The sequence below is a fragment of the Streptococcus oralis subsp. oralis genome (genome assembly GCF_002096435.1).
Taxonomy (GTDB): domain Bacteria; phylum Bacillota; class Bacilli; order Lactobacillales; family Streptococcaceae; genus Streptococcus; species Streptococcus oralis_AA.
Genome location: NZ_NCUI01000025.1, coordinates 365,513 through 388,831, shown reverse-complemented (window position 1 = coordinate 388,831; position 23,319 = coordinate 365,513). Strand labels below are relative to the sequence as shown.

22 protein-coding genes and 1 riboswitch are annotated in these 23,319 nt (G+C 43.2%); of the genes, 6 read left to right on the top strand and 16 right to left on the bottom strand.

Going from position 1 to position 23,319, the window contains the following annotated elements:
• Position 1 precedes the first annotated feature (1 nt).
• From fabF to B7723_RS08080, 8 genes are all read right to left on the bottom strand, one after another.
• On the bottom strand, positions 2-1,237 hold the full coding sequence (fabF, locus tag B7723_RS08115) for a beta-ketoacyl-ACP synthase II (RefSeq protein WP_000774052.1): 1,236 nt from the start codon (positions 1,235-1,237) through the stop codon (positions 2-4).
• 28 nt (positions 1,238-1,265) lie between these two features.
• Positions 1,266-1,997 carry a 3-oxoacyl-[acyl-carrier-protein] reductase gene (gene fabG, locus B7723_RS08110; RefSeq protein ID WP_033583751.1) on the bottom strand — a complete coding sequence of 244 codons (732 nt, stop codon included), beginning with the start codon at positions 1,995-1,997 and terminating at the stop codon, positions 1,266-1,268.
• Between the two features lie 45 nt (positions 1,998-2,042).
• Positions 2,043-2,963 (bottom strand): ACP S-malonyltransferase, encoded by a 921-nt coding sequence (fabD, locus tag B7723_RS08105; protein ID WP_084849905.1) that lies wholly within the window; start codon positions 2,961-2,963, stop codon positions 2,043-2,045.
• Positions 2,956-3,930 carry an enoyl-[acyl-carrier-protein] reductase FabK gene (gene fabK / locus B7723_RS08100; RefSeq protein ID WP_000857451.1) on the bottom strand — a complete coding sequence of 325 codons (975 nt, stop codon included), beginning with the start codon at positions 3,928-3,930 and terminating at the stop codon, positions 2,956-2,958. The genes fabD and fabK overlap by 8 nt, the downstream gene beginning before the upstream one ends.
• Before the next feature lie 117 nt (positions 3,931-4,047).
• Entirely contained in the window at positions 4,048-4,272 is a 225-nt protein-coding gene (locus B7723_RS08095; RefSeq protein WP_000257840.1) for an acyl carrier protein, read from the bottom strand.
• A 57-nt stretch (positions 4,273-4,329) separates the two neighbouring features.
• Complete coding sequence (locus B7723_RS08090; RefSeq protein ID WP_084849906.1) at positions 4,330-5,304, bottom strand: beta-ketoacyl-ACP synthase III; 975 nt, start codon at positions 5,302-5,304, stop codon at positions 4,330-4,332.
• Positions 5,304-5,738, bottom strand: coding sequence for a fatty acid biosynthesis transcriptional regulator FabT (gene fabT / locus B7723_RS08085; protein WP_000386338.1), 435 nt, complete (start codon positions 5,736-5,738; stop codon positions 5,304-5,306). The genes B7723_RS08090 and fabT overlap by 1 nt, the downstream gene beginning before the upstream one ends.
• A gap of 90 nt (positions 5,739-5,828) precedes the next feature.
• A complete protein-coding gene (locus tag B7723_RS08080; protein ID WP_084849907.1) occupies positions 5,829-6,614 on the bottom strand; it encodes an enoyl-CoA hydratase in 786 nt (261 codons plus the stop codon).
• A gap of 282 nt (positions 6,615-6,896) precedes the next feature.
• Here B7723_RS08080 and B7723_RS08075 point away from each other — a divergent pair, with 282 nt between their 5' ends.
• From B7723_RS08075 to serS, 3 genes are all read left to right on the top strand, one after another.
• Positions 6,897-8,261, top strand: a complete 1,365-nt coding sequence (locus B7723_RS08075; RefSeq protein ID WP_000869634.1) for an aspartate kinase — start codon at positions 6,897-6,899, stop codon at positions 8,259-8,261.
• A gap of 2 nt (positions 8,262-8,263) precedes the next feature.
• Complete coding sequence (locus B7723_RS08070) at positions 8,264-8,635, top strand: DUF956 family protein (RefSeq protein ID WP_084849908.1); 372 nt, start codon at positions 8,264-8,266, stop codon at positions 8,633-8,635.
• A gap of 213 nt (positions 8,636-8,848) precedes the next feature.
• The gene (serS, locus tag B7723_RS08065; protein ID WP_084849909.1) at positions 8,849-10,123 is read left to right on the top strand and encodes a serine--tRNA ligase; all 1,275 of its coding nucleotides are present in this window, start codon (positions 8,849-8,851) and stop codon (positions 10,121-10,123) included.
• Between the two features lie 23 nt (positions 10,124-10,146).
• Here serS and B7723_RS08060 read toward each other — a convergent pair whose 3' ends face one another.
• The 7 genes from B7723_RS08060 to zapA form a co-directional block, all read right to left on the bottom strand.
• Positions 10,147-11,046: a TDT family transporter gene (locus B7723_RS08060; protein ID WP_084849910.1), complete on the bottom strand. Its 900-nt coding sequence runs from the start codon at positions 11,044-11,046 to the stop codon at positions 10,147-10,149.
• Between the two features lie 107 nt (positions 11,047-11,153).
• A complete protein-coding gene (locus tag B7723_RS08055; RefSeq protein WP_084849911.1) occupies positions 11,154-12,218 on the bottom strand; it encodes an acyl-CoA dehydrogenase family protein in 1,065 nt (354 codons plus the stop codon).
• A gap of 14 nt (positions 12,219-12,232) precedes the next feature.
• Positions 12,233-12,781, bottom strand: a complete 549-nt coding sequence (locus B7723_RS08050) for a carboxymuconolactone decarboxylase family protein (RefSeq protein WP_000206774.1) — start codon at positions 12,779-12,781, stop codon at positions 12,233-12,235.
• A gap of 130 nt (positions 12,782-12,911) precedes the next feature.
• Positions 12,912-14,234: an alanine/glycine:cation symporter family protein gene (locus B7723_RS08045; RefSeq protein WP_084849912.1), complete on the bottom strand. Its 1,323-nt coding sequence runs from the start codon at positions 14,232-14,234 to the stop codon at positions 12,912-12,914.
• An 89-nt stretch (positions 14,235-14,323) separates the two neighbouring features.
• Positions 14,324-14,412: riboswitch (glycine riboswitch) on the bottom strand.
• Positions 14,413-14,580: 168 nt separating this feature from the next.
• The gene (locus B7723_RS08040) at positions 14,581-16,917 is read right to left on the bottom strand and encodes an endonuclease MutS2 (RefSeq protein ID WP_084849913.1); all 2,337 of its coding nucleotides are present in this window, start codon (positions 16,915-16,917) and stop codon (positions 14,581-14,583) included.
• A 100-nt stretch (positions 16,918-17,017) separates the two neighbouring features.
• Entirely contained in the window at positions 17,018-17,566 is a 549-nt protein-coding gene (locus tag B7723_RS08035) for a CvpA family protein (RefSeq protein WP_000623539.1), read from the bottom strand.
• A complete protein-coding gene (gene zapA / locus B7723_RS08030) occupies positions 17,563-17,865 on the bottom strand; it encodes a cell division protein ZapA (RefSeq protein WP_000002028.1) in 303 nt (100 codons plus the stop codon). The genes B7723_RS08035 and zapA overlap by 4 nt, the downstream gene beginning before the upstream one ends.
• A gap of 86 nt (positions 17,866-17,951) precedes the next feature.
• On the opposite strand from zapA, the gene rnhC reads away from it, so the two are divergent.
• The 3 genes from rnhC to recD2 all read left to right on the top strand — a co-directional run bounded on the left by rnhC (position 17,952) and on the right by recD2 (position 21,948).
• Positions 17,952-18,827, top strand: coding sequence for a ribonuclease HIII (gene rnhC / locus B7723_RS08025; RefSeq protein ID WP_084849914.1), 876 nt, complete (start codon positions 17,952-17,954; stop codon positions 18,825-18,827).
• Positions 18,828-18,836: 9 nt separating this feature from the next.
• Positions 18,837-19,451, top strand: a complete 615-nt coding sequence (lepB, locus tag B7723_RS08020) for a signal peptidase I (RefSeq protein WP_084849915.1) — start codon at positions 18,837-18,839, stop codon at positions 19,449-19,451.
• Positions 19,452-19,578: 127 nt separating this feature from the next.
• Complete coding sequence (recD2, locus tag B7723_RS08015) at positions 19,579-21,948, top strand: SF1B family DNA helicase RecD2 (protein ID WP_084849916.1); 2,370 nt, start codon at positions 19,579-19,581, stop codon at positions 21,946-21,948.
• A gap of 47 nt (positions 21,949-21,995) precedes the next feature.
• On the opposite strand, the gene tig is transcribed toward recD2, so the two are convergent.
• Positions 21,996-23,279, bottom strand: coding sequence for a trigger factor (gene tig / locus B7723_RS08010; protein ID WP_000116504.1), 1,284 nt, complete (start codon positions 23,277-23,279; stop codon positions 21,996-21,998).
• Positions 23,280-23,319 lie beyond the last annotated feature (40 nt).

The window sequence follows — 23,319 nt, the reverse complement described above, 5'->3', positions numbered from 1 at the left end:
ATTATTTATTCTCCCAACGTTTGAAAGCAAGAACCGCATTGTGTCCACCAAAACCAAAAGTGTTTGAAATAGCATAAGGGATTTCCTGTTCCAAGCCTTGTCCATAAACGACATTCGCTTCGATATAGTCTGATAACTCGCTTGTTCCAGCTGTCATTGGTACATAGTTATGACGCATGGCTTCAATTGTAGCGATGGCTTCTACTGCCCCTGCAGCACCAAGTAAGTGTCCTGTAAAGGACTTTGTTGAAGATACAGGTACTTCTTTACCAAGGACAGCTACGATCGCACCACTTTCTCCTTTTTCATTAGCAGGAGTTGAAGTTCCGTGGGCATTGACGTAAGCCACTTGCTCTGGAGAAATTTCTGCTTCTTCCAAAGCCAACTTCATAGCCTTAATCGCACCTTGACCTTCTGGATGAGGTGAAGTCATATGGTAAGCATCACAGGTATTACCATAGCCAACTACTTCAGCCAGGATAGTTGCACCACGTTTTTCAGCATGTTCAAGGCTTTCAAGAACCAACATCCCTGAACCTTCTCCCATCACAAAACCATTACGGTCTTTGTCAAATGGGATAGAAGCACGAGTTGGATCCTCTGTAGTTGATAGGGCGGTCAAAGCTTGGAAACCAGCGATAGCAAAAGGAGTGATAGATGATTCTGATCCACCAACTAACATGACATCTTGGAAACCAAACTTGATAGAACGGAAGGCATCCCCAATGGCATCGTTTGATGAGGCACAGGCTGTATTGATTGATTTACAGATACCGTTTGCTCCGAAACGCATAGCAACATTTCCTGAAGCCATATTTGGCAAGGCTTTTGGAAGTGTCATTGGTTTAACACGTTTTGGACCTTTTTCATGAAGACGGATAACCTGATCTTCGATTTCTTTAATTCCCCCAATACCAGAAGCCACGATGACACCAAAGCGATCTTTATCGATTGCTTCTACATCAAGATTTGCGTTTGTCACCGCTTCTTGAGCCGCATACAAGGCATACAAAGAATAGTTGTCAAAACGGTTGGTATCTTTTTTGACAAAGTATTTATCAAATGGGAAATCTTGAACTTCTGCCGCATTGTGCACAGCAAATTCGCTGTGGTCAAACTTAGTGATTTCTCCAATTCCAATCTTCCCAGTTTGCAAACTGTTCCAAAATTCTTCTGGAGTATTTCCGATAGGAGAGGTCAATCCGTAACCTGTTACTACAACTCGATTTAGTTTCATCTGTCTTACCTATATCTTTCCTTATTTTTTACATGCTAAGTCCGCCATCAACAGCGAGAACTTGTCCAGTCAAATAATCCTGTCCAGCCAGGAACACTGTAGCATCTGCGATATGTTCTGCTTGACCGAAATGTTTCATTGGGATTTGGGCCAATGTCGCTTCCTTGACCTTATCAGACAAAACAGCAGTCATATCTGACTCGATCATTCCTGGTGCAAGAGCATTTACGCGCACATTACGATTGGCAACTTCACGTGCTACTGACTTGGTAAACCCAATCAAACCCGCTTTAGAAGCCGCATAGTTGGCTTGTCCGATATTTCCCATCAAACCGACCACACTCGACATATTGATAATCGCACCTTCACGTGCCTTGATCATCTGTTTCAAGACTGCTTGCGTCATGTTGAAAGCACCTGTCAAGTTGATCTTAATCACTTTTTCAAAGTCTTCCTCGGTCATCTTGAGCATGAGAGTATCCTGAGTAATCCCAGCATTGTTGACCAAGACATCGACAGAACCGAGTTCTGTAATCGCTTGATCTACCATACGCTTGGCATCTGCAAAGTCTGAAACATCACCTGAAATCGGTACTACTTTGACGCCGTAGTTTGAAAACTCAGCCAGCAATTCTTCTGAGATTGCTCCTCGACTATTCAAAACTACATTAGCGCCTAGTTGGGCAAATTTGTGAGCAATGGCAAGTCCGATACCACGACTTGAACCTGTTACAAAGACATTTTTGTTTGTAAGTTGCATTCTATTTCTCCTATTTCCTGTTGTATTTTGTGGGAGAAGGGATCATTAGTTTCCTAACAAAGCATCCAAGCTTGCTTGGTCTTCAACGTTAGCTAGCTGAGCTGTTTTATCGATTTTTTTGACAAAGCCTGATAGGACCTTACCCGGACCAATTTCAATAAAGTTGGTTACCCCAGCATCCTGCATCACAGCAATACTTTCATAAAAACGAACAGGTTCTTTTACCTGACGCGTCAAAAGCTCTTGGATTCGACCTTTTTCCATGACAGCAGCTTCCGTATTGCCGACTAGTGGGCAAGTAAAGTCAGAGAAACTCACTCCTTCAAGAGCTCCAGCTAGTTGCTGACTGGCTGGCTCAAGAAGAGCTGTATGGAAAGGACCAGATACATTTAAAGGAATCAGTCGTTTTGCTCCTGCTTCCTGCAAGAGTTCAACTGCGTGGTCAACCGCAGCCACCTCACCACCGATAACGATTTGGCTTGGGGTGTTGTAGTTAGCTGGAGTCACTACTCCAACTTTAGAGGCTGTTTCACAAGCTTCCTCAATCACTTCAACTGGAGTATTAAGAACGGCTACCATCTTTCCAGATCCTGCAGGTGCAGCCTCTTCCATATAAGCACCACGCTTAGCAACCAAGGCAACTGCCTCTTCGAAGTCCAAGGCACCACTTGCTACAAGAGCAGAATATTCCCCAAGAGACAATCCTGCTACCATATCCGGCTGATAACCCTTTTCTTTCAATAGTCGGTAAATAGCAACCGAAGTCGCTAAAATAGCTGGCTGCGTATAACGAGTCTGGTTTAGCTTGGTTTCTTCCTTATCAATCAAGTCACGTAGGTCATAACCCAAAATCTGACTGGCTTGGTCAATTGTTTCCTTGACGATAGGGTAGCGATCATAGAGATCTCGCCCCATTCCTAGATACTGAGCACCTTGACCTGCAAATAGAAAGGCTGTTTTAGTCATTTCTTACAACTCCTGCCCAACGAGAGGCTTCTTCTTGAATTTTTTTGGCTGCACCATAGTATAGATCTTTTAAGATTTCTTCGACAGTTTCCTCTTTAGAAACCAAACCAGCAATCTGACCTGCCATGACGGATCCACCTTCTACATCTCCATGAACAACGGCTTTAGCAAGAGCACCAGCTCCCATTTGTTCAAAGATTTCTAAATCTGGATCTTCTTGTTTAAAGGCATCCTTTTCAGCCTGTTCAAAGTCACGAGTCAACTGATTTTTAATGGCGCGAACAGCATGTCCAAAATGTTGAGCTGAAATAGTCGTATCGATATCACGCGCTTTTAAGATTTTTTCCTTGTATTTTGGATGAGCGTTAGATTCCTTAGCTACTACGAAACGCGTACCAACTTGAACAGCCTCTGCACCAAGCATAAAGCCTGCAGCGACACCTTCACCGTCGGCAATTCCTCCAGCTGCGATAACCGGAATTGAAACGGCTGCAGCAACTTGGCGAACCAAGGTCATGGTTGTTAATTTACCAATATGTCCACCGGCTTCCATTCCCTCTGCAATAACTGCATCTGCACCAATTTTTTCCATGCGTTTTGCCAAAGCAACACTTGGAACAACAGGAATAACTGTAATTCCTGCATCATGGAAACGAGTCATGTATTTACTTGGATTTCCTGCACCAGTTGTAACCACCTTGACCCCCTCTTCAATCACGAGATCAACGATGTCTTCTACAAAAGGTGACAAGAGCATGATGTTAACACCAAAAGGTTTGTCCGTAAGTGATTTGATTTTATCGATATTAGCCTTTACGACCTCTTTAGGTGCATTCCCACCACCAATGATCCCTAGACCACCAGCTTTTGATACTGCACCAGCCAAGTCACCATCTGCAACCCAGGCCATTCCTCCTTGAAAAATAGGATAATCAATGTTCAATAATTCTGTAATACGTGTTTTCATAGTGCCTCCATCATTCCTTGCTTACGTAATAGTTCGATGAGTTTATCATTTGAGTTTCAAACTATTACCTAAACAAGAGGGAGTGGGTTTCCCCAACTCCTTCTAGTAATATGTTAATTATTTTGTTTGCTCTTCAACGTAGGCAACCAAGTCACCAACTGTTTTCAAATTATCTTCTGCTTCGATTTGGATATCGAAAGCATCTTCGATTTCAGAGATTACTTGGAACAAGTCCAATGAATCTGCATCCAAATCATCAAAAGTTGATTCAAGTGTTACTTCTGATGCGTCTTTCCCAAGTTCTTCAACGATAATTTCTTGTACTTTTTCAAATACTGCCATGATAGGACTCCTTTAAAATATAAAAAATTTATAACTATGTGTTAACCACATGATTACCTAGATTGTAAGAATGAGTGTGCCCCATGTCAAACCTCCACCGAAGCCTGATAGGAGAATCGTCTGGCTACCATCTAAACGAATCATGCCATTCTCCACACACTCTGAGAGCAAAATCGGGATACTTGCTGCACTGGTATTTCCATACTCCATCATATTGGCAGGAAGTTTGTCTCGGTCTACACCGATCTTCTTAGCCATCTTATCCAGGATGCGGATATTTGCCTGATGAAGCAAGAGATAATCCAATTCCGATGCTGCGATTGGACCATTTTCAATGGTTTCTTTGATCGATCTAGCAACATCACGATTTGCAAAATCAAAAACTGCTCGTCCATCCATCTTCAAAAAAGCAGGAACTGCTTCTTGATCCGAGAAAGGAGAAGCCAAAGCCGTTTGACCATAGGTCAAGCACTCGCTCCGAGAGCCATCCGTATAGAGACTCTCCACAAGGAAGTGTCGTGTTTCGCTCGCTTCCAAGAGAACCCCACCAGCGCCATCTCCAAAGAGAACAGCTGTTGAACGATCTGACCAATCAACTGCCTTGGATAAGGTTTCAGCCCCGATAACAATCCCTTTTTTGAACTTTCCAGAACTTAAAAACTTTTCTGCAGTTGAGAGAGCGAATACAAAGCCACTGCAAGCTGCTGTCAGATCAAAGGCGAAAGCTCTGTGCGCTCCGATATTTGCCTGAACTCGAGCTGCTGTGGAAGGCATCATCGAGTCTGGGGTAATCGTCGCTAAAATGATAAAATCAATCTGATCCGCTGTTAAGCTCCCTTTAGCCAACAAGCTCTTAGCTACTTCTGTTGCCAAGTCACTTGTAGACTCTGTTTTTGAAATATGTCTCTGTTTAATTCCTGTTCGACTTGAAATCCACTCATCGCTTGTGTCCATGATTTGGGCTAAGTCATGATTAGTGACCACTTGCTCTGGAACATAATGAGCAACCTGGCTTATTTTTGCAAAAGCCATTATTTCAAATCCTCCAAAAATTGATAAAGGTTCGTTAAGCCTCTGCCCATGACTTCTTTTTCCTCAGGGCTCATGCCATCGATGATTTTTTCGACCATAGCCTTGTGGAATCGTTTATGAAGACGGTGAACCAAACGACCTTGCTTTGTCAAATGCAGATAGACCACTCGACGGTCTTGGTCAGAACGAATACGCTCAATATAACCTTTTCTCTCCAGGTTATTCAAACTCGTCGTCACTGTCCCAAGAGTTACCATCAGTTCTTTTGAAACCTTACTTGGCGTTGCCTCCGGGAACTTCCCAATCACATCAATCGTGTGCATTTCTTTGATGGAGATGTCTTTGAATCGACTACCTCGTAAGCTAACCTCCTCGATCACAAGGACATTATTAAAAATAGATGTTAGATAATCATTTACTTGTTGGTAGTCCAAATCGTTTCCCTCCCCCTCAAAAAGCTTTTACAATCAAAACATTTGATAAAAGAAGTATAACAAACTTCAAAAAATTATGCAAGTATTTTTTTATTTTCCTGAAAATTTTGGTCTTCTTCTTTCAGAATGCGCTCGAACTCCTTCTTTAAAATCTTCAGTTAAAGATAACGATTCTTGTAATTCCAATTCTAATTCAGCATAATTCTGCCAATCCTTAAATTGACTTTCCCAAACTAGCTTTTTAATCGCTGCGTATGAGTTTGCTGAACCTCTTCTTAATTTTTTCAGAACTTGTTCTCTTGTTTTTTCTAATTTGTCAACTTCACAAACACGGTATACCACGCCCCATTCTAATGCTTTCTCAGCAGTTAAGGCTTCTCCTGTCATGGCAAGTTGTGCAGCTCGTGTTACCCCGATGCTACGACTCAAGAGATGAATCCCACCAGCGTCTGGCGCCAAGCCAACTCCGACAAAGGCTTGAATGAATTTTGCCTTATCAGTCGCCAAACAAAAATCAACTGCTACTGCCATATTTGCTGCGGCACCAGCAACCGCTCCATCTACCTCCATCAAAACAGGTTTTGGAATTTGCTTGATTTTAAAAGAAATTGTATTGACTAATTCTGCAATCTTATTCAAAGAAGGGATATCATCTTCGTCTACTGCTCGTTTCATCTCAACCAAGTCTCCCCCAACTGAAAAGACCTTCCCATTAGCATTAATCAAGATGAATTGAACAGTTTGATCTTGCTCTGCTAGGGTCAAAGCTTCTAAAATCTCCTCACACATTGGGATATGGAAACCATTTGCCACTTCGGGACGATTCAAAGTAATGATAGCCAGATCATCTACGATCTGATATAAGATATGATTCATAGCTTCTCCTTTTCTTTTGTAAGGTAATAAAATTGTTTTATCATCAAAGTATACCTTTTTTTGGATAAAGAGGCAAGAAAAAACTAAAGAAAAGTGTCTCAGCTGATTATTTACCCATCATTTATGAGTGTGAGTAAAATTTGACACTCTTACTTTTAAATCGTTATCACTTTTCAGAATAAGTTAGTGTTTTCTTCTATTATAATAGGAAGTTATTTTCGTCATTGAAAAATGCCCCTCTTTCTGCTATAATCGTATAAAATACTTACTTGAGGAGTCCTTATGAAGGTTGTAAAATTTGGTGGAAGCTCGCTTGCCTCTGCTGGTCAGTTAGAAAAAGTTTTAAACATCGTTAAAAGTGATAAAGAACGCCGTTTTGTAGTTGTTTCTGCACCCGGCAAACGCAATGCTGAAGATACCAAGGTAACTGATGCCTTGATTAAATACTATCGCGACTATGTGGCTGGAAATGACATCAGTGCTAGCCAAAGCTGGATCATTGACCGTTATGCCGCTATGGTTAGTGAACTAGGGTTAAAACCTGCTGTTTTAGAAAAAATCTCTAAAAGTATTCGTGCCTTGGCAACTCTTCCTATAGAGGACAATGAATTTCTCTATGATACCTTCCTAGCGGCTGGAGAAAATAACAATGCCAAATTGATTGCAGCCTACTTTAACCAAAACGGCATTGATGCACGCTATGTTCACCCAAGAGAAGCTGGGATTGTTGTCACAAGTGAACCAGGAAACGCACGTATCATTCCATCTAGTTATGACAAGATTGAAGGCTTGGCTGATAGCAACGAAGTCCTTGTTATCCCTGGTTTCTTTGGTGTGACTAAGGAAAATCAAATCTGTACTTTTTCACGTGGAGGTTCAGATATTACAGGTTCTATCATTGCAGCAGGTGTTAAGGCTGATCTCTATGAAAACTTTACAGACGTAGATGGTATCTTTGCTGCCCATCCTGGTATTATCCACCAACCACACTCCATTCCTGAATTAACCTACCGTGAAATGCGTGAGTTGGCTTATGCTGGATTTTCAGTCCTTCATGACGAAGCCCTTCTTCCTGCCTACCGAGGAAAAATTCCTCTTGTCATCAAGAATACCAACAACCCAGACCATCCAGGAACACGCATTGTTTTAGAACACAGCAGTGATAAATTCCCAGTAGTCGGGATTGCGGGTGACTCAGGATTCGTCAGCATCAACATGTCAAAATACCTCATGAACCGCGAAGTTGGGTTTGGTCGCAAAGTTCTGCAAATCCTTGAGGACCTCAATATCGGTTGGGAACACATGCCTACAGGTATCGACGATCTTTCAATCATCCTCCGCTCCCGTGAATTGACTCCTATCAAAGAAGAAGAAATTCTACGTCAACTCGTTCAAAAGGCTGAAGTGGACCATGCTGAGATCGAACATGACCTTTCCATCATTATGATTGTCGGAGAAAAGATGAAGAGCCATATCGGGGTAACTGCTACTGCAACACGTGCTTTGTCTGAAAATAAAATCAACATCCAGATGATGTCCCAAGGTTCAAGTGAAGTTTCCATCATGTTTGTTGTCAATAAAGAGCAAGAAAAGGCCGCTATTAAAGCTCTCTATCATGCCTTTTTCGGTGAAAGTAAGGAAGATTAATCATGGCCCAATCACTCAATCAAGCCATTGACCTCCAAACCACTGGAACATCTTACCTCTCTATCTCTGGAAAAGTTGGAAAATTTCTAGTTGGGGATCAAGCCTTAGAGTTTTATCCTGATGTCAATGTCGAACAATATATCCAAATCCCCTGGTCCAGCATTCAGCAAATCGGAGCCAACGTAAGTGGACGTAAAATCAGCCGTCACTTTGAAGTCTTTACCGATCAAGGTAAATTCCTCTTTGCCTCAAAAGACTCTGGGGCTATCCTCAAAATCGCTCGGGAAAAATTAGGAAACGACAAGGTCGTGAAACTTCCGACTCTACTCCAGACCATTGGAAAAAAACTTAAAAATCTATTTGCAAAAAAGTAGAAACTTTAGTATAATCATAGCAACGGATAAGTAGGTTATCTCCTTCTTTCAGAAAGTCTGCGGGTGCTGCGAGCAGATAGGAGGGATAGGTGAAATTCTACCGTTGTTCACAATTACATATACAATCAAGTGCACACCTGTGAAGTTGGATGGAACCGTGGCCCTGCCACTCCAACGCTTTGTCAGGTGTGCTTTTTTCATAAAGGAGTTCTTATGTTAGATATTAAACGTATTCGCACAGATTTTGAGGCTGTCGCTGAAAAATTAGCTACACGTGGTGTAGATGCTGCTATCTTAAATGAGATGAAAGAAATCGATGCTAAACGTCGTGACATCTTGGTCAAGGTTGAAACTCTAAAAGCAGAACGTAACACAGTTTCTGCTGAGATTGCCCAAGCTAAGCGCAACAAGGAAAATGCCGATGACAAGATTGCTGCGATGCAAACCCTATCTGCTGAAGTCAAAGCCTTGGATGCTGAATTGGCGGACATCGATGCTAAATTGACAGAATTTACCACTACTCTTCCAAACATCCCTGCTGACAGCGTTCCTGTTGGGGCTGACGAAGATGACAATGTGGAAGTTCGCCGTTGGGGTACTCCACGCGAGTTTGACTTCGAGCCAAAAGCTCACTGGGATCTTGGTGAAGACTTGGGTATCCTTGACTGGGAACGCGGTGGTAAGGTAACAGGAGCTCGCTTCCTCTTCTATAAAGGACTCGGTGCTCGTTTGGAACGTGCTATCTACAACTTTATGTTGGATGAGCATGGTAAAGAGGGCTATACCGAAGTTATCACACCATACATTGTTAACCATGACTCTATGTTTGGTACTGGTCAATATCCAAAATTTAAGGAAGATACTTTTGAATTGAAAGACACTAATTATGTCCTCATTCCTACAGCTGAAGTACCTCTTACAAACTACTACCGTGATGAAATTCTTGACGGTAAAGACCTGCCAATCTACTTTACCGCTATGAGTCCATCATTCCGTTCTGAGGCTGGTTCTGCCGGTCGTGATACACGTGGCTTGATTCGTCTGCACCAATTCCACAAGGTTGAAATGGTCAAATTTGCCAAACCAGAAGAATCTTACGAAGAATTGGAAAAGATGACAGCCAATGCTGAAAATATTCTTCAAAAACTCAACCTTCCATACCGTGTCGTTGCCCTCTCTACAGGAGATATGGGCTTCTCAGCTGCTAAGACTTACGACTTGGAAGTGTGGATTCCGGCGCAAAATACTTACCGTGAAATCTCAAGCTGTTCAAATACAGAAGATTTCCAAGCCCGTCGTGCCCAAATCCGTTACCGTGATGAAGCCGATGGCAAGGTGAAACTCCTTCACACCTTGAACGGTTCTGGACTTGCAGTTGGACGTACAGTGGCTGCCATTCTTGAAAACTACCAAAATGCAGATGGTTCTGTGACCATCCCAGAAGCACTTCGTCCATATATGGGTGGAGCTGAAGTTATCAAACCATAAAAATAAGGCCTAGCTATTTCTAGCTAGACCTTTTTTCGTAACCAAATCAGATAAGCACCCAAGACAAAGAATAAAATAGTGAGGCAAATAGCAGTTTCAGCCAATACCAGATAATCCAGAAATGGAAGTTTCAAGATCCCCTGAGCCATCTTGAGCGAAGTAGCTGTGATAATGGTTGGGAAGGTGAGGGCTGAGAAGGCTGGTTGAAATCCTTGTTTTAAAATATTGGGCAGGCGAGTCAAAACAAAGAAAAAGAAGGATTGAGATGCCAAAATCATGACAATCAAGAGCCAAGTCGGTAGGCTTGCTCCTCCAACTCGAACTAGAGAAGCCAAGAGTAGGGAAAAGGGAGCACAGTAGATTCCTTCCTGTCCAAGCAAGGCCACTGGGAGTGGATCTTTCTTTAAATCGCTATAAATAAGCGGATAGAGATAGAAGGTCAAGACAAAACCAAAACTCAAGGTCGCATAGGCAATCTCGATAATGCCTGCCAGAGGATAGGTCAAGGCTGCTACTGCTATCCCCACATAGAGCACCGTCCAGCTTGGAGTCGCATTGACCTTCCGACCTGGACAGGCAAATTTGATGGTAAAAGTAGCAATCAACGCCAAATCCAAGAGAAAGGAAAACCACCAGATCCCTTGTGCTACTATAGGAAGAGCAGGGAATACGCGAAAGACATAGGTCGATAAAATCATCCCAGCCATAGGAAAAGTGGCCATCCCAGACAAAAGAGGGGGCTTGGTCAATTCTTGCTTGGTTTCTTCCCAATTAAAAAGATGAAGAATCAGAAAGAAAATCCACAAAACTAAACCAATCAGACTCAATAAATGCGACAGAACTGGCCAAGTATCTGCAATCAGATTTCCTGCACCTGCTAAACCTAATAAACAGCCAGAGAATACTAAGGGGAGCTTTTTCATCCGAGCCTCCAATAATCATGTTATTATTAGTATAGCATAAAAGCGCTTAAATGAGGACTTAAAAAACGAAGTTAGAAATTCAAACTTCGTTTTTATTCTACTATTTTTTAACTCGTTGCTAAGATATGGCGCAACTGAACAGCGCTTGGAGAGACAATCGGAAGAAAGGCTCCTTCATTCCAACGACGAATAAAACCAGATGTTGATTTGCTAAAGTAGCCTCTACCTCCACCAGCTTGTAACTCTAATAGAAGACTTTGAGCAACCACATCCACAATGTCTATTCTTAACTGAAAGAGTTCACGCGGATTGGTAACGAAATAGGACCGGTCAGACAATCCCTGATAAAGAGCTTGCCGAATAGCATCTAACTGCTCTACCTGGTATTGCCATTCATCTGTTAATACACTTCGTTTCCCCAATTCTTTTTCTACTTCTGATAGGGAGCGTTCAGCTAATCCAAAGGCTAAACCAAATTGGTAACCTAAAAATGCGGGACGATTTTGAGTTAAAAATTCTTTAGCATTCTTGGATAGAATCCACTCTTCTTTTAAAGGAACCCGATTAAAGGTCAAAGCAGCAGTGTTTCCTCCCTGAAGAGAAACGAATTCTAAGTCTTCCGAACGACTAAAATTCTCTGCATCTGATGGCACAGCCACCACATAACTTTTACTTGGATCATCAGCAAAACCTGCTACACAAATGGTTAAGAATCGATTTCTACGGGCATTGGTTACCCATGGCAGTCGCCCTTTTAGATAAAATTGTCCTTTTTCTTCGACGATATAAACATTCAGCTCTTCTAAATCAGATAAATACTTGACCGCATTAGACAGAGCAGTTGCGCCTGCATATTCACCAGACAAGAGTTCTTCCAGATAGTTTTCTTTCAAATAGGAATTATCTGATTGGAGAATATTGTCAATTAGGGTGCGTTGTCCCCAGGAAATAAAGGAGGCCGTCAAGGAATGTTGAGCGAGCTCTGCTAGGATATCAATGACATCTTGATCGCTTCCGTCTGAACCGCCGAGAGATTCTGGAACACCTACACGAAAAGCTCCTTCTGCTGCAATCCTTTCAATCAGTTGCTCTCCAGCCTCACAAGACTGTTTATCAATTTCATCAGCATGCTGGTCTAACCAGCTCAAAAACTCTTCGGAAAAAAATCCCATACTCTTTCCTCCTTTTATGCATAAGGTTGTAATTCTGGGTTAATAGGCGTATTGGCTAGGTTGTTGGCATAGTTGCAGAGGCTGGCAAGACTAACACCGAGAACCACGTCCAAGGCATTTTGTTGCGTGTAGCCAGCTTCCAAAAATTCAGCCAAGGCTTCATCTCCTACACGCCCTTTGGTATTGATGACCGCCAAGGTAAACTTAGCTAGAGTATCTAGTTTTGGATCTGTCTCGATTGGAGTACGGTTGCGGAGTGCTTGTAGAAGATCATCATTCATCTGGATTTGTTTGATTGAAAAGGCAGTATGACCAGCCACGCAGAAAGCACAACCATTGGTTACGGCAGCTGTGATTTGTACTACTTCGCGTTCCACTGGTGTCAGGCTATTGCGGCGGTTGATAGCTCCGACAGTTCGGTAGGCTTCAAGCGCGGTTGGGGCATTGGCCAAGAGACCGATTAGGTTGGGAATATAGCCATTGTTATCTTTTTGTACTGTTTCAAGAACTTCTTTTACTTCTGCTGGTGCTGATTCTACTGTGTGGATGGTAAATGTTGTCATAAGAAACCTCTTTTCATTTTATTGTCATTTAGTCTATCATAGAATCTTCCCCTTGGATAATATATATTTTCAATCGCCTTGATAGGAAATGTCTATGAAATGAAAAAATCACACTAAATGTGTGATTGGGTTAGTGTTTAAAATACTTTTTAGTCTCAGCAATGACGACTGGCGACAAGACTAAGAGGGCAATCAAGTTTGGTAAAGCCATCAAGGCATTGACGATGTCTGCAATAATCCAAACCATATCCAACTCGATAAATCCTCCCAACAAGACCATGACTACAAAGACTAGACGGTAAAGCCAGATAAAGCGGACACCAAAGAGAAACTCAAAACAGCGTTCTCCGTAGTAGTTCCATCCGAGAATCGTCGTAAAGGCAAAGAGTACAAGGAAGATGGTCAAGAGGGCAGGTCCAAAATGTGAAAAAACTGTTGAAAAGGCTGACTGGGTCAAGGCAACTCCATTCAAATCACCACTCCAAACCCCAGTTACCAAGATTGTTAAACCAGTCAACGTACAGATAATGAGGGTATCAATAAAGGTTCCTGTCATGGAAATCAAGCCTTGCTCGACAGGCTCATTTGTCTTCGCCGCAGCCGCTGCAATGGGAGCTGAACCAAGACCAGATTCGTTAGAGAAGACTCCTCGCGCCACACCATTTTGGATAGCCATCCGAATGCTGGCACCTGCAAAACCACCTACCGCAGCAGCTGGACTAAAGGCTGAAGTAAAGATCAGGGCAAGTGTGGCTGGGATTTTCTCGATATTAAAGAGAATAACCGTAAGAGTCCCTAAAATATAGACAATAGCCATAAAAGGAACAACTGCTGTCGAAACTTTTGATATGGATTTGAGTCCACCAAAGACGGCAATACCCACCAAAATGGATAAAATCAGAGCCGTGATAGCTGGATCAATTTGGGCTGTATTTTGAATGGATTCTGTAATCGAATTGACTTGGGTAAAGGTACCAATCCCTAGAAGGGCTACCAATACACCCGCTAGGGCAAAGAAGATAGCAAGTGGACGCCACTTTTCTCCCATCCCCAAAAGAATGTAATGCATGGGTCCTCCAGCTACAGCTCCATTTGCATCCTTTGTGCGGTATTTGATGGCAAGTAAGCCTTCGGCATATTTGGTCGCCATCCCAAAGAAGGCCGCCATCCACATCCAAAAGAGGGCCCCTGGTCCCCCAACCTTAATGGCTGTTGCGACCCCGATGATATTTCCCGTACCAACGGTGGCTGCTAGAGCCGTACAGAGAGCAGCAAAGCTCGACACATCGCCATGCCCCTTATCCTTGGTAAAGATCAGCTGAAAGGCCTTAGGGAGACGAGCCACCTGCAAAAGGCCTAGTCGGATGGTCAAATAGATACCCGTTCCGACCAATAAGATCAAGAGGGGAGGCCCCCAAACGAAAGCATCAAGCGCTTTTAGCAATTCTAACATATCCTTCTCCTATCTTTCAACCCCAAAAGAAAGAGCACATGCAAGATACATGTACTCTGGAATGCTTAGATAAATGCCAAAAAGCGGTCTATCCTAGCTCTGTCCTTTTACCTGAGAGTTTGAGCAGTTGCCTGCCTTGCCCCTTCGGTGCCTTTACGGTCTCTCCAGAGTTCCGTCCATTTACAGTCATGGAAAACAAACCTTTCTCCACTTCTATTAAACTTCATTCGGTGTTGGTATTTTATTTTTTATTATTCTACAAGAAAAGTTAGCCTTTGTCAATATATTCTATGAAAATTTTTGACTTTTCATTTCTTTTTTCAGAAAGGTTGACTCCTTCTTCTCTCTATCCTTTAAAGGTTACAATGGTAGCGCCACTGCCTCCAGCATTTTGTGGAGCATAGCCGAAACTCTTGACATGCTTGTTTCTTTGTAGGTATTTAGTGACGCCCTCACGAATGACACCTGTTCCGATACCATGGATGATGTCGACTTGCGCCATGTTATTGAGCAGGGCTTGGTCAATAAAGGTGTCCAGCTCATTCATGGCCTCTTCGTACCGTTTGCCTCGGAGATCCAGTCTCGCTTGCGGACCACGACCAGAAGCACGTTTGACGACATTGACTTGTTTTTTCTTGACTGGGGCTTCTTGTTGGGCCTGAACAAGATCAAATTCTTTCTCCTCCAAGGTCATCTTGATCAAGCCAACTTGGGCTTCCCAACGGCCGTCCTTAAGCTGATTGGTCAAGGTTCCACGCTGACCATAACTGAGGACCACAATATCATCTCCCACCTTCGGAGCTCGTTTTTTCTTGGCTTTTTGAAGGACCTTGTTTTTAGATAAGTCGACTTTTTCAGGAGCTAGTTTTTTCAGCTCAGCCTTGGCTTCAATGATTTCATGGGGTTTGAGTTGAGACTTACTGTGGAGGTTCTTGAGAATCTGGTCACTCTCACTTAGAGCGAGTTCCACAATCTCGGCAGCTTGTTCACGCGCCTTGTTGAGCTCGGTTTCTTTTTCACGATTGAGCTCATTGTAGAGCTTTTTGAGAGCACGGTTCATCTTAAGGTTTTCTTGCTCCACCTCACGGATATTGTCCAAGCGTTTACGGCTTTCAAGCGTCTGCTCTTCCAATTGTTCAATGATACGGTTGACGTCATTATCTTGATTGACCTGCTGACTGGCATCTCCTACGATGACATCTGACAAGCCCAGGCGTTTGGCAATTTCAAAGGCATTGCTTCGACCAGGAACTCCCTGCATAAAGCGATAGGTCGGACGCAGGCTGGCTGTGTCAAACTCCATACTGGCATTTTGCACAAATGCTGTTTCGATACCGTAGGCCTTGAGCTCTGGATAGTGGGTCGTCGCCATGGTCTTGACCTGACGCAGACGAAGATCCTCCAGAATAGCCATAGCAAGGGCTGCTCCTTCCTGCGGATCGGTACCTGCCCCAAGCTCATCTAGCAATAAGAGCGAGTGCTGATTGACCTTGCCAAGAATATCTACGATATTGGTCATGTGGCTGGAGAAGGTAGACAAGCTTTGTTCGATAGACTGCTCATCCCCAATATCTGCGAAGATTTCCTCGAAAATACCAACACGGCTTCCCTTGTCAGCTAAGATGGGCAAGCCTGACTGGGCCATGAGTTGAGTCAAGCCTAGGGTTTTGAGCATGATGGTCTTCCCACCAGTATTGGGACCTGTAATGACAATGGCCGTTAATTCCTTACCAAAGTGTATATCGTTCGCGACAGCATCTTTAACCAAAGGATGGCGAACATGGAGGAGTTGAATCTCTTGATTCTCTGAAAGTTGAGGAACAACTGCTTGTCTTTCTTGGATGAAACGCACCTTGGCACGAATCAAGTCTAAATGGCCGATGATCCAAGCGTCATTAGCAATCTCTGCAGCATGAGGGCGGACCCGTTCTGAGAGCTCCTGCAGGATGCGAATCATCTCATAGCGTTCATCAGCTCGCAGACTAGCGATTTCTTCGCTCAGCTTGACCACCTCCCGTGGCTCGATATAGACCGTGTTACCACTAGCAGAGATGTCATGGACAACACCTGCAATCTTATTGCGATAGGTGTTCTTGACTGGTAAGACTTGACGGCCATTTCTGCTAGCAATTATGCCTTCCGTCAACATCTGCGCTTTTTGCTTGAGCAAGTCTTGCAAGACATCTCGAACTTGACTCTCGCTATCATGGATTTTCCGACGGATGCGTGCTAGCTCTTCACTGGCGAAATTTTCGATAAATCCTGCATCATTTAGGGCTTGAAGACTCCCTTGTAAGTGTGGAAAATCATGTAGTTTTTCAAACCATCTCGCCAACTGCTCCAAGCGTACGTTTTCGAGATTGGTATAAAAGCCTTGCAACTCTCTGCTAGCCAGCAAGACCCGTTTGAGGAGCAGGAACTCCTCAATATTGAGGTCCGCTCCCATCTCCAGACGCTTGCAGACAGCTGAAATCTCACGTGTCGCTAGGATGGTAAAGTGGGGTTGCTCCACAAATAGAGCTTGCATTTCCTCCATCTCTGTAAAGGCTTGTTTGATCTTATCCACCTTGGCAGTTGGGGCCAAGCCTTTTAGCTCCTCTAGTCCTTGTTCTGTCAGGAGATGAGGTTCAAACAAGGCCTTGATTTTATTAAATTCTAAGGTTTCTAGTATTTTTGTATTCATATTTTTTCCTTGTATGCTGGTTTACAAGATTATAGCAACTAGGTGTTTTGACCTAGTCGTCCAATCTGTAAACAAAGGGCTAGGAAAAATCCCGCCCTTTTTATCCGATTAAATTTGTCACCCAAAGTTGTTTGATAAGGTTTGTCGTAAAAGGGACACTTTGGATGATATGTTTGGCTACTATACTTTTTTCGAGTGAATTTTGAATGACTGCCAGAGGCACCGTTGCAAGGATGGTCAGAGCCATTTGCAAGACAAATAAGGTTACCAATAGAGATAAAAGGCCTGATCCGATACGCAACCATTTGACATCGAGCTTTTTAGTTGGAATCAAGTGCAGGAACAAACCGATAAAACGTCCGATAGTGTAGCAAATACCAAAAACTAAAAGATAGGCTAGACCCGCATAAAAGACCTTGTCTAGATGAAACAGCTGGTCTGAAGGGAAGAAAAAGGTTCCCTGTCCTTCCTGAGGATTGGCATAAGGGACAAGCAAGTGGAAGTGGTCGCCCAGTGATTTATAAAACTGTCCCGCAACAAAGGCTGAAATCACTGCAACGAGGAAATAATAAACTTGCAGCACCAAACCTCTACGGTAGCCGATGTAAAAGCCCCAAGCCAGAACCAATAAGAGTAGGATTGAAATCATAGGGAGTCCTCAATCTTGCTCTGTTCTTGTTTGACAGCAATCAACTTGTGGCGGAGTTCTAACAACTCTTGCTCCTTGTCATCAAATTCAATCTCACGGTTGAGTTGTGTAGACAGACAATTAACCGCCAAAAGAAGCGCAATGGTTTCATCATCCGCCCCAGGCATTTGTTCTTTAATCGCTTGGTATTTTTCAGTCGCAACCTTGGCAATTTCCTCCATAAAGAGGTTGTCATGCTCGGTTGTCAAGGTTAATGTCTTTTTTCCGAATGTAAACTTATATCGATTTAGATTTGCCATAAAATTCACCTCACGATATTATACCAAATTTCGCTAACTTTGTCAGTTTTTACCAATTCTCCTGCTTTTGTGGTACAATAGAGACTATGGCAAGTATCACACTCACACCAAGTGAACAGGAAATTCAGAGCTTTTTAAGTCAGTATCAGAAGGCTCTCAGTCCTAGTAAAAATCCTTATATTCGCTATTTTTTTAGACTGCCTCAGGCAACAGTTTCCATCTATACTTCTGGAAAAGTCCTCCTGCAAGGCGAAGCTACTGAGCAATACGCCAGTTTCTTTGGCTACCAAGTTCAACAAGAAAACAGTGGACAAGATTTTCCTATGATTGGGACTGATGAGGTGGGAAATGGTTCCTACTTTGGTGGGCTTGCTGTCGTGGCTTCCTTCGTGACACCTGAACAGCATGCCTTCTTGCGAAAACTCGGTGTGGGGGATTCAAAAACCCTGACAGACCAAAAGATTCGTCAGATTGCCCCTATCCTCAAGGAAAAAATCCAGCACCAAGCGCTCCTCCTTTCACCGAGCAAGTACAACGAAGTTATCGGAGAGCGTTACAATGCTGTTTCTGTAAAAGTTGCCCTTCACAATCAGGCTATCTTTCTCCTCCTCCAAAAAGGAGTCCAGCCAGAAAAAATCGTGATTGATGCTTTTACAAGTCCTAAAAACTATGACAAGTACTTGGCGCAAGAAGCCAACCGTTTTCCAAATAAGATAACTTTGGAAGAAAAAGCTGAGGGCAAATACCTGGCTGTTGCGGTTAGCTCCATCATCGCGCGGGATCTCTTCCTCGAAAACTTGGAAAATCTAGGACGAGAACTAGGCTATCAACTGCCAAGTGGCGCTGGAACTGCATCTGATAAGGTTGCCAGTAAAATCCTTCAAGCCTATGGTATGAAGGGGCTTCATTTCTGTGCCAAACTGCATTTTAAAAACACTGAAAAAGCAAAAAAACTTCTATAGAGGTAAACCATGAACTATTTAAAATTATTTATAAAAGAATGGGGAGTCATCTTCCTGGTTATCGCACTGGTAGGTCTTAGCCGCATCTTCCTTTGGAGCAATGTTCGTGTGGAAGGACACTCGATGGACCCTACCCTAGCCGACGGAGAAGTTCTTTTCGTTGTTAAACACCTCCCAATTGACCGCTTCGACATCGTGGTTGCGCACGAGGAAGACGGAAATAAAGACATTGTCAAAAGGGTTATCGGCATGCCTGGTGATACCATCCGCTACGAAAATGACAAACTCTTTATCAACGGTGAAGAAACGAATGAACCTTACCTAGCTGAATATCTCAACTTGTTCAAAACAGAAAAGTTGCAAAACACCTATACTGGCAAAGGATTTGAAGGCAATAAGGGAGTTTACTTTAGAGAACTTGCTCAAAAAGCACAAGCCTTTACGGTTGATGTCAATTCCAATACCAGCTTCAGCTTTACTGTCCCTCAAGGTGAGTACCTTCTCCTTGGTGACGATCGTCTAGTCTCTAGCGACAGCCGCCACGTTGGTACCTTCAAGGCCAGCGATATCAAGGGCGAAGCAAAATTCCGTTTCTGGCCACTTAACCGTATCGGAACATTTTAAGATAAGGAAGAGGCCGAGAATGCTAAGTCTCAGTCTCTTTTTCTATTGCGAGAGAAAACCTTAAAGTAATCTAGCTTTTCAAAGTGGCTAAGGGTCCAACTCTCACGAACTCATGTAAAGGAAACCTATGGAAGTTTATTTTTCAGGCACCATTGAACGGATTATTTTTGAAAATCCCAGTAATTTTTATCGCATTCTCCTCCTAGATATCGAAGATACGGACGCAGAGGACTTTGACGATTTTGAAATCATCGTTACAGGAACTATGGCGGACGTGATTGAAGGGGAAGACTACACTTTTTGGGGGCAAATTGTTCAGCACTCCAAGTATGGGGAACAGCTTCAGATCAGCCGTTATGAACGCGCAAAACCAACTAGCAAGGGCCTCGTCAAGTACTTTTCTAGCAGTCATTTCAAGGGAATTGGTCTCAAAACAGCCCAAAAAATTGTTGAAAGCTATGGTGACAATACCATTGACGAAATTCTGGAACATCCTGAAAAGTTAGAAGGCATCACAGGACTCTCTGCCAAAAACCGTGAGGCTTTCCTCTCTACCCTCCGTCTCAACTATGGGACAGAAATGGTCTTGGCTAAACTAGCCAACTACGGCATTCCCAATAAACTAGCCTTTCAGATTCAAGACTTTTACAAGGAAGAAACCCTTGATGTGGTTGAAAATTATCCCTACCAACTAGTTGAGGATATCAAGGGTTTGGGCTTTACCATTGCTGACCAATTGGCTGCAGAACTAGGCATCGAAAGTCAAACTCCTGAACGCTTCCGTGCTGGTCTTGTCCACAGTCTTTTTCAGGGATGTATGGATACAGGCGATACCTATATGGAAGCCCGAGATTTGCTGGAACAAACCCTGACTCTCCTCGAATCTTCCCGTCCCGTGGAACTGGATCCCAGGCAAGTAGCTCAGGAATTAGCTCATCTGATTGAAGAAGATAAGGTCCAGCAGATTGATACCAAAATCTTTGATAACAGCCTCTTTTTTGCTGAGGAAGGCATTCGCAGTCACTTGGTTCGTATCCTTGAAAAAGAAAAGCAGAAAAATCAGGATTTGGAAACCATTCACAAGCATATCTCTACTGTCGAGCAAGAACTGGGGATTCAGTACGATGACATTCAAAAGCAGGCTATCTGCGACGCTATCCAGAACAAGGTCTTTATCCTAACAGGTGGACCTGGTACTGGTAAGACGACTGTTATCAATGGGATTATCGCTGTTTATGCTCTTTTAGAAGGGCTTGATCTCAGGAAGAAAAGCAATCTGCCGATCCTTCTCGCTGCACCAACTGGTCGAGCGGCTCGGCGCATGAATGAATTGACAGGTTTGCCTAGCGCGACCATACACCGTCATTTGGGAATGACGGGAGACGATGATACCAGCCATCTAGATGATTATCTGGATGCCGACTTCATCATCGTGGATGAGTTTTCTATGGTGGACACTTGGCTAGCCAACCAACTCTTCTCCAATATCTCCTCTAACAGTAAAATCCTCATCGTGGGGGATAGCGACCAATTGCCTTCTGTTAGTCCCGGACAAGTCCTGGCTGACCTGCTCCAGATACCCCTGATTCCTCAGACTCGCTTGGAACGGATTTACCGTCAGAGCGAAGAATCAACTATCGTTACCTTGGCGAGTCAGATTCGACAAGGCATCTTGCCAGCCGACTTTACCCAGAAAAAACCTGACCGTTCCTACTTTGAAATCGCTAGTGGCCATATCCCAGCTACCATTGAGAAAATCCTCGGTGCTGCCCTCAGAAGTGGCATTCCGGCTCGTGATATTCAGGTGCTAGCGCCTATGTATCGAGGAACTGCTGGTATTGACGCCATCAACCAGCTCATGCAAGACCTGCTCAATCCTCAGCAAAAGGGGCAAGTTAGCTTTGAAGCAACTCAGTGTCACTATCGAACAGGGGACAAGGTTATTCACCTAGTCAACGACGCTGAAGTCAATGTCTTTAACGGAGACCTAGGCTACATCACAGACCTGATTCCTGGAAAATACACCGAGTCCAAACAAGACGAGATTGTCATTGATTTTGACGGCAATGAGGTCATCTATCCACGCAACGAATGGTACAAGATTCGACTAGCCTATGCCATGAGTATCCATAAGTCTCAGGGAAGTGAGTTTCCTGTTGTCATCCTGCCCATCACCAGTGCTAGCAAGCGCATGCTAGAGCGAAATCTCATCTACACAGCTATCACACGGGCCAAGAGCAAGCTCATCCTTCTTGGTGAATTACAGGCCTTTGACTATGCAGTCAAGCATATCGGGACTGCCCGCAAGACCTATCTGATTGAGCGTTTCAGTGATTTAATTGAAAATAATATTGAAGAAAGTAAACAAGCCTTCTCTGAAACTGCCACAGCAAGTGACTCTGAACAATCCTACATCCTCACCGAGGAAAACTGGTCTAGTATTCCCGCTATGATTGGGATTACAGATGCAGACTTAAAAGAGATTTTTGGAAAATAGTGCAACAGAAAGCCCACCTAGTCAGGTGGGCTTTTTCTCTTTTAAGATTATTTAACTGTTGCTGTGCTTGTGATTAATTCAACAGCTTTTTTGATAGTGATATCGTGTTTCAACATGTCAGCTGAAAGCAAGTTTTGTACTTGTGCAACTTCCATGTTGTAGTCTGCTGCCAATTGCTCGATTTCTTTTTGGATTTCTTCTTCTGAAGCGTCAAATCCTTCAGCTTTGGCAACTGCTTCGATAACAAGGTTAGTCTTCGTACGTGACTCAGCTTCTGCTTCGTATTGTTTGTGAAGGTCTTCTTGAGTAGTTCCTGTGATTTGGAAGTACATGTCAGGGTTGATCCCTTGACGTTGCAAGTTTCCGAGGAATTCATTTACTGAGCGGTGAACTTCTTCATGGATCATTTCTTCTGGAAGTTCTACGATTTCAGCGTTTTCTACAGCTTTATCGATTGCTGCGCCTTCAACGGCATCTTTGTATGCTTCTTCTTTCGCAGCAGTCAATTCTTTGCGGTATTTTTCTTTCAATTCGTCAAGAGTTTCCACTTCTTCGTCGATATCTTTTGCAAGTTCATCGTCAAGAGCTGGAACTTCTTTAGCTTTTACTTCGTGGATAGTTGTTACGAATTTAGCTTCTTTACCTGCAAGATCTTCAGCTTGGTAGTCTTCTGGGAATGTTACGATAACATCAACAGTTTCACCAGCTGAGTGTCCAACCAATTGGTCTTCAAAACCAGGGATAAATTGACCTGATCCAAGTCCAAGTGAGAAGTTTTCACCTTTTCCACCGTCAAATTCAACACCGTCGATAGAACCAACGAAGTCGATGACAACAGTGTCGCCATTTTCAGCAGCGCCTTCCTTGATAACCAATTCAGCCAAGTTGTTGCGTTCGCGTTCGATGCGTTCTTCAACGTCAGCGTCAGTTACTTCTTTTTCTACATCAACTGATACTTCAAGGTTTTTGTAGTCACCCAATTTTACTTCAGGTTTTGTCACGACTTCAGCTGTGATAACCCAGTCTTGACCTTTTTCCATTGAAGTCACATCGATTTTTGGTTGCGCAACAACTTCAAGACCAGCTTCTTTTACTGCAGCTTCATAAGCGTTTGGCAAAAGTGCGTTCATTGCATCTTGATAAAGAGCTTCTTCACCAAATTTTTGGTCGAAGATAGGGCGTGGAAGGTGACCTTTACGGAAACCAGGAACGTTAAGAGTTTTCTTTACTGAGTTAAATACACGGTCCAATTCTGGTTTGATTTGGTCTTGAGAGATTGTGAAAGTCAAGACACCACGGTTTGTTTCTTTGTTTTCAAATGATACAGACATTCTGTCATTTCTCCTTAAAATTTTTAATACAGTCCATTAT

Bases quoted from the DNA above. Each gene is read 5' to 3' on its own strand.
- fabF (WP_000774052.1), bottom strand. From the start codon at position 1,237: ATGAAACTAAATCGAGTTGTAGTAACAGGTTACGGATTGACCTCTCCT.
- fabG (WP_033583751.1), bottom strand. From the start codon at position 1,997: ATGCAACTTACAAACAAAAATGTCTTTGTAACAGGTTCAAGTCGTGGT.
- fabD (WP_084849905.1), bottom strand. From the start codon at position 2,963: ATGACTAAAACAGCCTTTCTATTTGCAGGTCAAGGTGCTCAGTATCTA.
- fabK (WP_000857451.1), bottom strand. From the start codon at position 3,930: ATGAAAACACGTATTACAGAATTATTGAACATTGATTATCCTATTTTT.
- B7723_RS08095 (WP_000257840.1), bottom strand. From the start codon at position 4,272: ATGGCAGTATTTGAAAAAGTACAAGAAATTATCGTTGAAGAACTTGGG.
- B7723_RS08090 (WP_084849906.1), bottom strand. From the start codon at position 5,304: ATGGCTTTTGCAAAAATAAGCCAGGTTGCTCATTATGTTCCAGAGCAA.
- B7723_RS08080 (WP_084849907.1), bottom strand. From the start codon at position 6,614: ATGAATCATATCTTATATCAGATCGTAGATGATCTGGCTATCATTACT.
- B7723_RS08075 (WP_000869634.1), top strand. From the start codon at position 6,897: ATGAAGGTTGTAAAATTTGGTGGAAGCTCGCTTGCCTCTGCTGGTCAG.
- B7723_RS08070 (WP_084849908.1), top strand. From the start codon at position 8,264: ATGGCCCAATCACTCAATCAAGCCATTGACCTCCAAACCACTGGAACA.
- serS (WP_084849909.1), top strand. From the start codon at position 8,849: ATGTTAGATATTAAACGTATTCGCACAGATTTTGAGGCTGTCGCTGAA.
- B7723_RS08060 (WP_084849910.1), bottom strand. From the start codon at position 11,046: ATGAAAAAGCTCCCCTTAGTATTCTCTGGCTGTTTATTAGGTTTAGCA.
- B7723_RS08055 (WP_084849911.1), bottom strand. From the start codon at position 12,218: ATGGGATTTTTTTCCGAAGAGTTTTTGAGCTGGTTAGACCAGCATGCT.
- B7723_RS08050 (WP_000206774.1), bottom strand. From the start codon at position 12,781: ATGACAACATTTACCATCCACACAGTAGAATCAGCACCAGCAGAAGTA.
- B7723_RS08045 (WP_084849912.1), bottom strand. From the start codon at position 14,234: ATGTTAGAATTGCTAAAAGCGCTTGATGCTTTCGTTTGGGGGCCTCCC.
- B7723_RS08040 (WP_084849913.1), bottom strand. From the start codon at position 16,917: ATGAATACAAAAATACTAGAAACCTTAGAATTTAATAAAATCAAGGCC.
- B7723_RS08035 (WP_000623539.1), bottom strand. From the start codon at position 17,566: ATGATTTCAATCCTACTCTTATTGGTTCTGGCTTGGGGCTTTTACATC.
- zapA (WP_000002028.1), bottom strand. From the start codon at position 17,865: ATGGCAAATCTAAATCGATATAAGTTTACATTCGGAAAAAAGACATTA.
- rnhC (WP_084849914.1), top strand. From the start codon at position 17,952: ATGGCAAGTATCACACTCACACCAAGTGAACAGGAAATTCAGAGCTTT.
- lepB (WP_084849915.1), top strand. From the start codon at position 18,837: ATGAACTATTTAAAATTATTTATAAAAGAATGGGGAGTCATCTTCCTG.
- recD2 (WP_084849916.1), top strand. From the start codon at position 19,579: ATGGAAGTTTATTTTTCAGGCACCATTGAACGGATTATTTTTGAAAAT.
- tig (WP_000116504.1), bottom strand. From the start codon at position 23,279: ATGTCTGTATCATTTGAAAACAAAGAAACAAACCGTGGTGTCTTGACT.